Origin of the sequence: Brucella sp. IR073 (genome assembly GCF_049065735.1) — a bacterium.
Taxonomy (GTDB): domain Bacteria; phylum Pseudomonadota; class Alphaproteobacteria; order Rhizobiales; family Rhizobiaceae; genus Paramesorhizobium.
In genome coordinates this window covers 239,511-252,449 of record NZ_JBAKHD010000004.1, presented here as the reverse complement: position 1 = coordinate 252,449, position 12,939 = coordinate 239,511, and the positions used below count along the sequence as shown (strand labels likewise).

Genomic DNA, 12,939 nt, shown 5'->3' with positions numbered 1-12,939 from the left:
ATTTGACTTTTGCTTCCATTCTGCCGCATTGAAGCCTCAAAAAATCCAGGATTTGCCCGGCAAAAGCGGGGAACGTATGGTGAACCTTTGTCCTTTGGCGGCAAAGCATGGCACTATCCGGATGATTCGGACTTTCACTGAACGACTAGAAACGGGGCCGGTCGCACCACATGGACGACAGTAACGATCTTTTCTCGCAGGTTGTCAGCAATGCGCGTGAACGCCAGTCGACGGCCAGCCCGAAGGCGGCTGCGGCTGTTGCCGTGCCATTGAAAGCGGCGCCTGCGCCGGCTCCGCGCGCCGACAATGACGAGTACAATGCCTCGGCCATCCGGGTGCTCGAGGGCCTCGAGCCCGTGCGCCTGCGCCCCGGCATGTATATCGGCGGCACAGATGAAAAGGCGCTGCACCACCTCTTCGCCGAAGTCATCGACAACTCGATGGACGAGGCAGTGGCGGGTCATGCTGACTTCATCGAGGTCAATCTCGATGCCGATGGCTTCCTGACCGTCACCGACAATGGGCGCGGCATTCCGGTGGAAAATCACCCGCAGGTGCCGGGGAAGTCGACGCTCGAAGTCATCATGACCAAGCTGCATGCGGGCGGCAAGTTCGACGGCAAGGCCTATGAGACCTCGGGCGGCCTCCACGGCGTCGGCGTCTCTGTCGTCAATGCGCTCTCGGATTTTCTCGAAGTCGAGGTAGCACGCGGGCGAAAGCTCTACCGTCAGCGCTTCTCGCGCGGCATTCCGCAAGGCGGCCTTGAGGAACTCGGCGAGGTGCACAACCGTCGCGGCACGCGGGTGCGCTTCCATCCGGATGCGGATATTTTCGGCAAGAACGCCCGGTTCGATCCGGCGCGGCTCTATCGCATGGCGCGCTCGAAGGCCTATCTCTTCGGCGGCGTCGAGATTCGCTGGAGCTGCGACCCCTCGCTGCTCGACCCGAAGAAGGATACGCCGGAAAAGGCCGTCTTCCATTTTCCGGGCGGGCTGAAAGACTATCTCGCCGCCTCGCTCGACGGGGAATATCAGGTCACGCGCGAAATCTTCGCCGGCAAGACCGAAAAGCAGGGCGGCCATGGCGCGGTGGAATGGGCCATCACCTGGCATGGCGGCGACGGCTTCGTCAATTCATACTGTAATACTATTCCCACGGCCGAAGGCGGCACGCATGAGGCGGGCTTCCGCCTCGCCATCACGCGCGGCCTGAAAGCCTATGCGGAGCTCACCAACAACAAGCGCGCCTCGATCATCACCACCGACGATGTGATGATATCGGCGGCGGCGATGCTCTCCGTCTTCATCCGCGAGCCGGAATTCGTCGGCCAGACCAAGGACCGGCTGGCGACGACGGAAGCGCAGCGTATCGTTGAGAACGCGATCCGTGATCCGTTCGACCATTGGCTCGCCGCCTCGCCGCAGGAGGCTTCCAAGCTGCTCGACTGGGTGGTCGAGCGCGCCGAGGAGCGCGTGCGCCGGCGGCAGGAAAAGGAGACGGTACGCAAGAGCGCCACGCGCAAGCTGCGCCTGCCCGGAAAGCTCGCCGACTGCACGCAGAACGCGGCGGCGGGCGCGGAAATCTTCATTGTCGAGGGCGACTCGGCCGGCGGCTCCGCCAAGCAAGCGCGGGACCGTGCCACCCAGGCCGTGCTGCCCTTGCGCGGTAAGATCCTAAACGTGGCGAGCGCCGGGCGCGACAAGCTCTCCGCCAACCAGCAGATCGCCGACCTCATCCAGGCGCTCGGCTGCGGAACGCGCTCGAAATACCGTGAGGAGGATCTGCGCTACGACCGCATCATCATCATGACCGACGCGGACGTGGACGGCGCGCATATCGCCTCGCTGCTCATCACCTTTTTCTATCAGGAGATGACGGACCTGATCCGCGGCGGCCATCTCTACCTCGCCGTTCCCCCGCTCTATCGCATCAGCCAGGGCGGCAAGACCGCCTATGCCCGCGACGACGCGCACAAGGAAGAGCTGCTTCGCACCGAGTTCACCGGCAAGGGCAAGATCGAAATCGGCCGCTTCAAAGGCCTCGGCGAAATGCGCGCCGAGCAGCTGAAGGAAACGACGATGGATCCGAGAAAGCGCACGCTGCTGCGCGTCGAGATCGCCGAGGACACGGCGACGGAAACCCGCACCGTCGTGGACGATCTCATGGGCACCCGCCCCGACGCCCGCTTCCGCTTCATCCAGGAGCGCGCGGCATTTGTGGAAGAGCTGGATATTTAGAGCATGATCCCGAAAAATTGCAGACTTTTCGGACAAGATCATGCGGCAAAACAAAGAGTTAGAGCGTGATGCCCGCACGGGTTTAATCGCATCACGCTCTAATGGGAAGCATTCAAGGCGCTGGCGGCATCCGTCAGCGCCGCTGCTACGGCACGCTCCATAGCCTGACGGTCATCGAACAGCGCCAACAGCAAGGTCGCACCCTCCAGCCGCACAAGCGCATCGGCGGCGACTGTTTCGGCGCGTTCGCGCGGCATGATTTCGGCTAAAATCCCGCTCAGGCGATCCCGCAACGCCTGAAAAAAATCCCGTACGGCTTTCTTCGCTATCGGCGTTTCGTCGCCGATGCCATAAGCGAGGTGCAAACCCACGCACCGCTTCACGTCCATGAGACCGGCTGCGATAGACCGGATGGCCGCCTCGTAGGCGTCACTCCAGTCCGTCCCGTTCACGTCCCGACGTGCGAATGTATCATTATAGGTCATCTCCAGGACCACGGGAACCAACGCCTCCTTGTTTGGAAAGCGCATGTAGAGCGATGCCTTCTTGAGCCCCACCCGACTGGCAAGATCTTGCATCGAGGCTCCAGCATAACCTTTTTCTCGGAACAGCTCCCGCGCCGCGAGAATGATTTCTTCCCTGGTTGCCTTCATTCGAACACTCCCTCTTAGAGCGCGATGCAATCGCGCTCTAACTCTTTGTTTTTCCGCATGATCTTTATCCGAAAAGTCTGCAACTTTTCTGGATCATGCTCTAAGGCCGAAGCCGGAACGCATTTCCCGCCCGATATCAACTATCAAAAAAGATGCCTATTTACAACCGACCGTTCGGTAGTATTTGTATGGGTGCCTAGGATGCGCGGTTGGCGCAAACCCAACCTGCCGATTGGAGAAATGTCATGACGGTGAGTTATAAATCTCAGCAAGTGGGAGACGTGAATGTATTTTATAGGGAGGCGGGCGCAAGGAACGCTCCAGTCCTTCTGCTGCTGCACGGCTTTCCCTCGTCCAGTCATATGTTCCGCGAGCTTATGCCTCAGCTCTCGGATCGGTACCGCGTGATAGCGCCAGACTTTCCCGGTTTCGGCCATACGCAAAGCCCGGCGCGCGGTACGTTCGATTTTACTTTCGATAATCTGGCGAAGGTAATCGATGGATTCACACAGGCACTGTCGCTGGACCGCTATGCCCTCTATGTTTTCGACTACGGCGCGCCGGTCGGTTATCGGTTAGCGATGGCTCACCCGGAGAGAGTGACTGCAATTATCAGCCAGAACGGCAACGCTTATCTCGATGGGTTCAGTGACCAGTGGGGGCCATGGGAAACCTACTGGCGGGAGCCAAGCGAGGCAAATCGCGAGGCTTGTCGCGCTTCGCTTTCGCCTGACGTGATCGAAAACTGGCAGTATCGCACCGGAACGGACCCGCAACGCCTCGGCCCCGACGGCTATATGCTCGACATCGCCCTGATGGCCCGCCCTGGCGCGGAGGAAATTCAGCTGGATCTGATTCTCGACTATCGCAGCAATCTTGACCGGTATCCGCAATTCCAAGCGTATTTCCGCACCTATCAGCCGCCCTTCCTCGCAATTTGGGGCCGGCACGATCCGGCATTCATACCCGCTGGCGCTGAAGCCTACAAACGCGACTTGCCCCGAGCGCATGTACACCTTCTCGACACCGGCCATTTCGCATTGGAAACCCACTCCAATGAAATAGCCGGCTTCATTCGCGGCTTCCTCGGCCAAAATCTCTAGCGGCAAGAGCGCACAACAGCTATCCATTCGGTCCGCCGGCAGGTGTCGTTGGATCGAATGGACCTTGGCAGGAAGCTCCGACTGCAGAAATTAATTCATATCTTTTCTCAATTTTAACCAGTTTAAAACGCTTGCGGAACAAGACTGGAACAGATAGTGTTTGTTCTGGGTTTGTTTTTGTTCCGATTCCCTTGAAGGAACCACTCGATGCTGACGCGCAAGCAACATGAACTTCTGCTTTTCATCCACGAGCGGTTGAAGGAAACCGGAATTCCCCCCTCCTTCGATGAGATGAAGCAGGCGCTTGATCTGGCGTCGAAATCCGGCATCCATCGGCTTATCACGGCGCTGGAGGAGCGCGGCTTCATCCGCCGCCTGCCGAACCGCGCCCGCGCGCTGGAAGTGGTGCGGCTTCCCGATTCGATCGCGCCCGGTCTCAACGCACAGAAGAAATTCGCGCCCAGCGTCATCGAGGGCAGCCTTGGGCGTAATATGGCAGCGCAGGCCCCTGCCCGCTCTCGCCCCGCCGCCAAGGCGGATGACGAAGCCGCGCCATCTTCTGCCGTGCAGGTGCCGGTGATGGGCCGCATCGCCGCCGGCGTTCCCATCGCCGCCATCCAGAACCAGACTCATGTCATCAGCCTGCCACCGGAAATGATTGGCCCCGGCGATCATTACGCGCTGGAGGTCAAGGGCGATTCGATGATCGAGGCCGGAATATTCGATGGCGATACTGTCGTCATCAAGCGCGGCGACACCGCCAATCCGGGGGAGATCGTCGTGGCGCTTGTCGATGACGAAGAAGCGACGTTGAAGCGCTTTCGCCGCAAAGGCGCATCCATCGCGCTGGAGGCAGCAAACCCGGCCTATGAAACGCGCATCTTCGGGCCGGACCGCGTGCGCGTGCAGGGCAAGCTGGTGGGGCTGATCCGGCGCTACTGATCCCGGTCGGGCGCGCGCAGATCCGCTCGCTCTGGCAGCCTTCGCCCGGTTCGTTCGCGGTTCAGGGTCTTCTCGGGCAGACCGCGCGCGGCGCGGGAGTGCAGCCGGTGCAGGTTCCATGGCCGTTCCGGCGGACCGATTGCATAGGTGAGTTGAGTTTCGTTTCTCGTCGCGTCCGGCAGGCGGCCTTCGAGCGTTCCCTTGATGGCGAGGTCGCGGAGGGTGATGACGGTTTTCCCTTCGCCGCTGCAAGAGAGGTTCTTGCCGGCGAAGGCGAGAATGACCATGTCGCCGATGGCGCAGGCGATGGTTTGGCCTTGGTGCGCGTCCGTATAAGCGAGCGTCTGGCCGTTGCGCATTTCGGCTATGCAGATGTTGTCCTCGCAGACAAAGCCGTTCGTTCCGGACGAGCCCGAGTTCGTTGCTGGCTTAACGATGCCGGTTGCGTCGTAGGCCTTGGTCCAGTTTTCAATGAGGAATTTCGAGGGCTGCGCGCGGTTGATTGCAAGCGCGCCGTCCGGTATGCGCAGCGCGACGAGGCGGCCATTGTCCGAGAGGATCAGATCAGGGCCGGTTTCCCTGACATAGAAGACAAGCCCCGCCGCGAACAAGGCGAGCGAGGCGGCGCGCAGACGGGTTCTGAGAAACATCGCCAGCACCAGCCCACCTGACCATAAAAGCAAGGTCGAAACCGGCATGATGCCGGGATTGGCATGGGGCGAGACCGCGGCCACCTGATGAGCGATCCATTTCACCACCTCTATGCCCGCTCCCATTACCTGCAAGGGCAGCCATTCAAGGTCGAAGGGCATTGCGAGCAGGCTCAGCACAGCGAAAGGCATGACTGTGACCGATATGACCGGCAGCGCCAACACATTGCCGAGCAGGCCGAGCGGCGCGGTGTTGTTGAAATGATAAAGCGCGAAAATGCCGCTCGCCGTTCCCGCAATCGCCGATGCCGCCGCCGTCGCGCCGACAGAGGCCGCCATCTTGTGGAGGAAACCCCGCACGGCGAAGGACGAGCGCGGCGCATCCTCCTCTGAGTTCCGCCTCCGGTCGATCCACCAGGCAAAGGCGGCGATGAGCGCCGCGGTGGCGGAAAACGACATTTGGAAGCTCGGGCCCAGCAATTCATGCGGCACGAGAACGATGGTTGCGAGGGCGGCAATCGCCAGATTGCGCATGGTGATGGCGGCGCGATCCATCATCACGGCGACGAGCATCACCGCCAGCATGATAAAGCTGCGCTGCGCGGCGACATCCGCGCCCGAGAGCATGAGATAAAAGGCCGACGCCGTAAGCGCCGCGCCCGCCGCATATTTCTTCACCGGATGGCGCATGGCGAGACCGGGAAAGAGCGCAGCGACAGCCCGCACGACAAGCATGACGAGGCCGCCCGCCAGCGCCATATGCAGGCCTGAGATCGAGAGGATATGCGCAAGGCCTGAAAGGCGCAGCGCTTCGTTCGTCTCCTCGCTGATGCCGTCGCGCTGCCCGGAAATCAGCGCCGCGGCAATGGCGCCCTCCTCACCCTCCAGATTCATCACGATACTCGTTCCGATGCCCTGGCGAAGGGCCGAGACCCACAGCGACAGCCGGTCCGCATAGCCCGTTGGAGCGGGAACCGCCACGCTCTTCGGCGTACCCAGGAAGAAGCCGTTCGCACCGATTCCGTTGAAATAGGCATGGAAGGCGAAATCATAGTTTCCGGGCCGCACGGGTCCCGATTGCGCGCGCAGGCGCACGAAGCCTGAGAGCCCTGACCCGATCTCCGCGCTCGCCGGCAGGTCGCGCGCGGAGACGCGGACACGCTCAGGCGCATAGCGCAGCTTTGGGCGCTCGGTGCCAAGCACATCCAGCGTCACGCGCCAGGTGCCATCAATGTTCTGCGCCATGGCGACAATGCGCCCGGTGAGGCGCGTCGTCACATCCGCGCCCAGCATCGGTGTCGCGCGCAGCATTGTCTCTGTCTTCGCCGCCACCATCCCGGCAATGACGGCGATGGTGAAGGTGAGCGAATAAGCCATCAGCTGCCGCCTACGCGCCAGAATACGCAAAGCGACGAGAACGGTGAGGCCGGAAAGCAGCGGCTGCCACCGAGGTTCGGAGCCAAGAGAAAAATAGCAGATAACGCCGAACCCTCCGAAAACGGGCAGGAAGAGAAAGCGCGCGCCGAGTTCATCCTCTGTGCCGAAGAGAGCAGCGAAAGACGCCGCAAATGCCCGGACACGTGCGACGATATCCGCGCGTGACGGCAGCGTGAACCGGCGCGGCCTTACGGGGCTTTCAACGGCGTCCGGTATATGCTCGCGCGGGCTGACCGCAGGCGGCAGGAAATAGGCCGGCGGCTTCACCAGCGCCCGCTCGTCGACCTCCTCCGTGTCGCTCCCGCCTTTCATCATCCCCGCCCGGCGCCCATACGCTACACTTGCACCGCCAGCCACCTATGCTACATGAACGCCAACCGAAATCGAGTGGGGCTTTCGGTGAACGAACGCCCCGCACCCACCGGAGTTATCATGTCCTCACCCGTGATTACCCGCTTTGCGCCCTCGCCCACCGGCTTTCTGCATATCGGCGGCGCGCGCACGGCGCTGTTCAACTGGCTCTACGCGAAGCATACCGGCGGCAAGATGCTGCTGCGCATTGAGGATACCGACCGCGAGCGCTCGTCCGAAGCCGCCGTCGCGGCCATTCTCGATGGCCTCACCTGGCTGGGTCTCGACTGGGATGGCGACGCCATCTCGCAATTCGAGCGCGCACCGCGCCACCGCGAGGTGGCGGAAGAGCTGGTTGCGCTTGGCAAGGCTTATTATTGCTACGCGACGCCGGAAGAGCTGGAAGACATGCGCGAGAAGGCCCGCGCCGAAGGCCGCCCTCCCCGCTATGATGGGCGCTGGCGCGACCGCGACCCGTCCGAGGCGCCCGCTGGCGTCAAGCCGGTCATCCGCATCAAGGCGCCGCAGACGGGCGAAACCGTCGTACATGACGAGGTGCAGGGCGAGGTGCGCTTTCCCAACAAGGATCTCGACGATTTCATTATCCTGCGCTCCGACGGCACGCCCACTTACATGCATGCGGTCGTGGTTGACGATCACGACATGGGCGTCACCCACATCATCCGCGGCGACGATCACCTGACCAATGCCGCGCGCCAGACCATCATCTACAACGCCATGGGCTGGCCGGTGCCGTCCATGTCGCATATTCCGCTGATCCACGGCCCGGATGGCGCGAAGCTCTCCAAGCGCCACGGCGCGCTCGGCGTCGAGGCCTATCGCGCGATGGGCTATCTGCCGGCGGCGCTGCGCAATTATCTCGTCCGCCTCGGCTGGAGCCATGGCGACGACGAGATCATGTCGACCGAGCAGATGGTCGAATGGTTCGACGTCAAGGGCATCAACAAGGGTGCGGCGCGTTTCGACTTCCAGAAGCTGGAGGCGATCAACGGTCAATATATGCGCGCGAGCGACGACCGGACGCTTTTCGACGCGCTCGTCGCCGTGCTGCCGGAAATCGAAGGCGGGCCGGAATTGCTTGCCCAGCTCGATGATATCAGGCGCGGCCAGCTTCTCGCCGCCATGCCCGGCCTGAAGGAGCGCGCGAAAACCCTTGTGGAACTCGCTGACGGCGCTAAGTTCATCTTTGCCGCGCGTCCGCTGGCGCTCGACGAGAAGGCGGCCGCGCTCCTCAACGATGAGGGCCGCGCTATTCTCAAAGGCGCCCTGCCCGCGCTTCAACAGGCTTCCGAATGGACCGTCGAGAGCCTCGACGCCGCCATCCGCGCCCACGCAGAATCAACCGGCTTGAAGCTGGGCAAGATAGCGCAACCCTTGCGCGCCGCACTTACGGGACGCGCAACATCCCCGGGCGTGTTCGATGTGCTCGCCGTGCTCGGAAGGAAGGAGTCCCTGGCAAGAATCGGGGATCAGATCGATTAAAATCGGTGTCGCTTTTAGGATATCACGGTCTCGTTACGGAGGCCGGCCTTTTGGACGAATTTCCGCGTTGCAACATCGCAGCTTTGGGATAGTTTGACGGGCGAAATCTTGGGTTCGAAGGATTTGAAAGGAACGAATATGTCTGACAATACAGCAAGCATCACCCTTGACGGCAAAACCTTCGACCTGCCAGTCCGCAAGGGTTCTGTTGGACCGGATGTCGTCGATATTACCCCGCTCTATAAGAACACCGGCGCCTTCACTTACGACCCCGGCTTCACCTCCACCGCCTCGTGCGAGTCGAAGATCACCTATATCGATGGCGATGAGGGCGTGCTGCTTTATCGCGGCTACCCGATCGAGCAGCTGGCCGAGCATGGCGACTTTCTGGAGACCTGCTATCTCCTTCTCTACGGCGAACTGCCGACCAAGGCGCAGAAGGCGGATTTCGACTATCGCATCACGCACCACACCATGGTGCACGAGCAGATGACACGCTTCTTTACCGGCTTCCGCCGCGACGCGCATCCCATGGCCGTGATGGTCGGCTCCGTCGGGGCGATGTCCGCCTTCTATCACGACTCGACCGATATTACCGATCCGCATCAGCGCATGGTCGCCTCGGTCCGGCTTATCGCCAAGATGCCGACGCTGGCGGCGATGGCCTACAAGTATCATATCGGCCAGCCCTTCGTTTATCCGAAGAACGATCTCGACCTTGCCTCGAACTTCCTGCGCATGTGCTTCGCCGTGCCTTGCGAGGAATATAAGGTCAATCCGGTGCTCGCCCGCGCCATGGACCGCATTTTCATCCTGCATGCGGACCATGAGCAGAACGCTTCCACCTCGACGGTGCGTCTTGCCGGCTCGTCCGGCGCCAACCCGTTCGCCTGCATCGCGGCGGGCGTGGCCTGCCTCTGGGGCCCGGCGCATGGCGGCGCCAATGAGGCGGCGCTCAACATGCTGGCGGAGATCGGCACGGTTGATCGTATTCCGGAATATATCGCTAAAGCCAAAGATAAGAACGATCCGTTCCGCTTGATGGGCTTCGGCCACCGCGTCTACAAGAATTACGATCCGCGCGCCAAGATCATGCAGAAGACGGCGCATGAGGTGCTGGGCGAGCTCGGCATCAAGGACGATCCTCTGCTCGACATCGCCATGGAGCTGGAGAAGATCGCCCTCACGGACGAATACTTCATCGAGAAGAAGCTCTACCCGAATGTGGATTTCTATTCGGGCATCACGCTGAAGGCGCTGGGCTTCCCGACCGAAATGTTCACCGTGCTCTTCGCCGTCGCGCGCACCGCCGGCTGGATCGCGCAGTGGAAGGAAATGATCGAGGATCCGCAGCAGAAGATCGGCCGTCCGCGCCAACTCTACACCGGCGAGCCGCAGCGCGATTTCGTGCCGCTGGCCAAGCGGAAGTAATCTAGAAAAAGGCGCCGCGAGGCGCCTTTTTCTTTTAGATGGTCAAGCGTTCAGTTCCGAAACCCCTGCCCCGCTCATCGGCTGGGTTTCCCGCATGGAAACGACATGGCGCTTCGGCGGCGCGTTGAAGAGGCGAGCGTAATCGCGGGTGAATTGCGAGACGCTCTCATAGCCCACTTCGAACGCGGCGCTGCTCGCCGAATAGCCTTCATCGAGCATGAGGCGGCGCGCTTCGATCAGGCGAAGCCGCTTCTGATACTGGCCCGGCGTCAGCGAGGTCATGTGCTTGAAATGTTTGTGAAAGGCGGTGAGGCTCATCGCCGCCGCATCGGCCAGGCGGTCCACCGGCACACGGGAGCGATATTCCGCCCGAAGGAGCGCGATTGCTGCCGCAAGCCGCGCGGCGTGGCTGTCGGGTATTGCCAGCGTTCGCAGCGCCGCTCCATGCGTGCCTGACAAAAGCCAAAAGTGCAATTCGCGCATGATACCCGAATGCAGTAGCGGGATCGCCCCGGGCTGATCTATAAGGCGCATCAGCCGCGCCGCGCAGTCCAGCATCGCGGCATTGCTATCCTCGGCGAACAGAGTGCGTATTTCAGAAGGACGCTGGGCATCGCCCTTGCCCATATGCGCGGCTAGTTCGCGCAAAGTGGCCATTTCCAGTTCAACTGCCACCGCTAGATATGGCTTGTCCGGTGTCGCCTCGACGATCCGCCCGACGACCGGCATGTCCGCCGTCACGATCACCGATTGGCCGGCGGAGAAGACCTGCCGCTCCCGCCCCACGGTCATCAGCTTTCCGCCCTGCAGGACAAAGCAAACCAGCGGACGATAGATGGAATGCAGATCGCCGCGCGGGGACGCGACGCACATCATGCGCAGGCCAGGCACCGGCGTCAAAGCCAGCCCATCCCGGTTAGCATGCCGCGCTGCATAGCTGCGAACGGCCATTTTCAGCATATCCATCGGCCTCTTCCTTTCGCTGCGATGTTTATCACACCTGAGAGCTGATATCACGCAGCCTGCAGGATTTGGCAAGTTTTGCGCAAGGAGCGGCAAGTTCCGGTGCGTGCTCCACGCTATGCAAGGTGGCGGTAGAAACCAGGAAAGGATTTACCCCATGACCGAACAAAACAAATTGCCGAGGCGAACCGTATTGGCGGGGGCGGCTTTGGCATCGGCGGCGCTCGCGGTTGGCGCGGGTGCGGCCAAGGCCCAGACGGAGACAAAGGCGCAGGCGCAGCGCGGCAAGGTGGCTATCGTGACCGGCTCGTCCCGCGGCATCGGGGCCGCGACGGCGAAGCGCCTGGCAAAGGACGGCTATGCCGTCACCGTCAATTGCGTCGTCAACCGCGATCTTGCCGCAGGCGTCGCCCGGGATATCGAGGCGGCTGGAGGACGCGCGATCTGGGTTCAGGCCGATGTCAGCGACCCGGAGGCTGTGCGGCGGCTGTTCGACGAAAACGACCGTGCGTTCGGCGGCGTGGATGTCGTTGTCAGCAATGCCGGCATCATGCGCCTTGCGCCGTTCCGTGACATGAGCGACGCCGATTTCATCCGCATGGTCGACGTCAACCAGAAAGGCAGCTTCTTCGTGCTGCGCGAGGCGGCAAGGCGCGTTCGCGACGGTGGACGCATCATCGCGCTTTCTTCGAGCATCACCCAGCTGCGCAGCCCCACCTACGGCCCCTACGCCGCGACCAAGGCCGCTCAGGAACTCTTCACAAATGTTCTCGCCAAGGAACTTGAAGGGCGCATGATCTCCGTCAACGCTATAGCGCCGGGCCTGGTCAACACCACGCTCTTCACCGATGGCAAGACGCCCCAGCAAATCGCCGGCTTCGTCGCCCGCACCCCGCACAAGCGGCTCGGCGAGCCCGAGGACATCGCCAACGCAATCGCCGCCCTTTGCAGCGCGGACGGCGGCTGGATCAGCGGCCAGACCGTCTTCGCCAATGGCGGCATTGTGTGAATGAAATCTCCCGAAGTGTCGGAAGGAGGCTCCGGTTGCGGGGCCTCTTTCGTTTTGAGGCGATCAATCCCATCTATTGATGACGTAGAGGATATGAATATAATCTCGGTAAAAGGAGATACGGGAATGGCGCGGAATACCACTATTTCCCTTGGCGACCATTTCGCCTCGTTTATCGATGAACAGGTCCAAGCCGGCCGGTATGGCTCTGCGAGCGATGTTGTTCGCGCGGGGCTTCGTTTGCTAGAAGAGCATGAAGCGAAGCTGAGAGCACTAGAGGCGGCTCTCAAAGAGGGCGAGGAATCCGGTCCGGCGACGGAGTTCGATTTTGATGAATTCCTGGCTCAGATGCATGCAGAATACAAAGCGGGATGAAGGGGCTTTTCTCACCCCTGCGGCTAGGGCAGATCTACGGCACATCTGGCGGCATTCAGCCAAGCAATGGAGTATCGGCCAAGCTGATCGCTATGTAAAATCCATCCGCGCCGCCTGCCTTGATCTCGCGTCGGGTCAAAAGCCCGGTCAGCGGGCAAATGCACCGGGCTACATGAAATGCGTGGTAGGCTCGCATATTATCTATTACCGTATCCAAGACGCTTCGATCGTCGTCGTCCGCATTCTGCATGGCATGATGGATGCGAATAAGCACCTCCATTAACG

Annotated in this window: 11 protein-coding genes; 8 read left to right on the top strand and 3 right to left on the bottom strand. The window is 61.4% G+C overall.

Going from position 1 to position 12,939, the window contains the following annotated elements; genetic code table 11:
* The first annotated feature begins 170 nt into the window (after positions 1-170).
* On the top strand, positions 171-2,237 hold the full coding sequence (gene parE / locus ACOWVG_RS10605) for a DNA topoisomerase IV subunit B (protein ID WP_420962051.1): 2,067 nt from the start codon (positions 171-173) through the stop codon (positions 2,235-2,237).
* A gap of 98 nt (positions 2,238-2,335) precedes the next feature.
* Here parE and ACOWVG_RS10600 read toward each other — a convergent pair whose 3' ends face one another.
* Positions 2,336-2,890, bottom strand: coding sequence for a TetR/AcrR family transcriptional regulator (locus tag ACOWVG_RS10600; protein WP_420962049.1), 555 nt, complete (start codon positions 2,888-2,890; stop codon positions 2,336-2,338).
* A 245-nt stretch (positions 2,891-3,135) separates the two neighbouring features.
* Between ACOWVG_RS10600 and ACOWVG_RS10595 the strand changes: the two genes are divergently transcribed.
* Positions 3,136-3,993: an alpha/beta fold hydrolase gene (locus ACOWVG_RS10595; RefSeq protein WP_420962047.1), complete on the top strand. Its 858-nt coding sequence runs from the start codon at positions 3,136-3,138 to the stop codon at positions 3,991-3,993.
* A gap of 207 nt (positions 3,994-4,200) precedes the next feature.
* Positions 4,201-4,935, top strand: coding sequence for a transcriptional repressor LexA (gene lexA / locus ACOWVG_RS10590; protein WP_420962045.1), 735 nt, complete (start codon positions 4,201-4,203; stop codon positions 4,933-4,935).
* Here the strand turns inward: lexA and ACOWVG_RS10585 are convergent.
* Entirely contained in the window at positions 4,929-7,334 is a 2,406-nt protein-coding gene (locus ACOWVG_RS10585; protein ID WP_420962043.1) for a ComEC/Rec2 family competence protein, read from the bottom strand. The two genes, lexA and ACOWVG_RS10585, sit on opposite strands and share 7 nt — an antisense overlap.
* 120 nt (positions 7,335-7,454) lie before the next feature.
* Here ACOWVG_RS10585 and gltX point away from each other — a divergent pair, with 120 nt between their 5' ends.
* Complete coding sequence (gene gltX / locus ACOWVG_RS10580) at positions 7,455-8,876, top strand: glutamate--tRNA ligase (RefSeq protein ID WP_420962041.1); 1,422 nt, start codon at positions 7,455-7,457, stop codon at positions 8,874-8,876.
* A gap of 138 nt (positions 8,877-9,014) precedes the next feature.
* Positions 9,015-10,307 carry a citrate synthase gene (gene gltA / locus ACOWVG_RS10575; RefSeq protein WP_420962039.1) on the top strand — a complete coding sequence of 431 codons (1,293 nt, stop codon included), beginning with the start codon at positions 9,015-9,017 and terminating at the stop codon, positions 10,305-10,307.
* 42 nt (positions 10,308-10,349) lie between these two features.
* Here gltA and ACOWVG_RS10570 read toward each other — a convergent pair whose 3' ends face one another.
* Complete coding sequence (locus ACOWVG_RS10570; protein WP_420962037.1) at positions 10,350-11,273, bottom strand: AraC family transcriptional regulator; 924 nt, start codon at positions 11,271-11,273, stop codon at positions 10,350-10,352.
* A gap of 154 nt (positions 11,274-11,427) precedes the next feature.
* On the opposite strand from ACOWVG_RS10570, the gene ACOWVG_RS10565 reads away from it, so the two are divergent.
* The 3 genes from ACOWVG_RS10565 to ACOWVG_RS10555 all read left to right on the top strand — a co-directional run bounded on the left by ACOWVG_RS10565 (position 11,428) and on the right by ACOWVG_RS10555 (position 12,937).
* Positions 11,428-12,279, top strand: a complete 852-nt coding sequence (locus ACOWVG_RS10565) for an SDR family oxidoreductase (RefSeq protein ID WP_420962035.1) — start codon at positions 11,428-11,430, stop codon at positions 12,277-12,279.
* Between the two features lie 126 nt (positions 12,280-12,405).
* Positions 12,406-12,654 carry a type II toxin-antitoxin system ParD family antitoxin gene (locus ACOWVG_RS10560; protein WP_420962033.1) on the top strand — a complete coding sequence of 83 codons (249 nt, stop codon included), beginning with the start codon at positions 12,406-12,408 and terminating at the stop codon, positions 12,652-12,654.
* Positions 12,632-12,937 (top strand): type II toxin-antitoxin system RelE/ParE family toxin, encoded by a 306-nt coding sequence (locus ACOWVG_RS10555; protein ID WP_420962031.1) that lies wholly within the window; start codon positions 12,632-12,634, stop codon positions 12,935-12,937. The genes ACOWVG_RS10560 and ACOWVG_RS10555 overlap by 23 nt, the downstream gene beginning before the upstream one ends.
* Positions 12,938-12,939 lie beyond the last annotated feature (2 nt).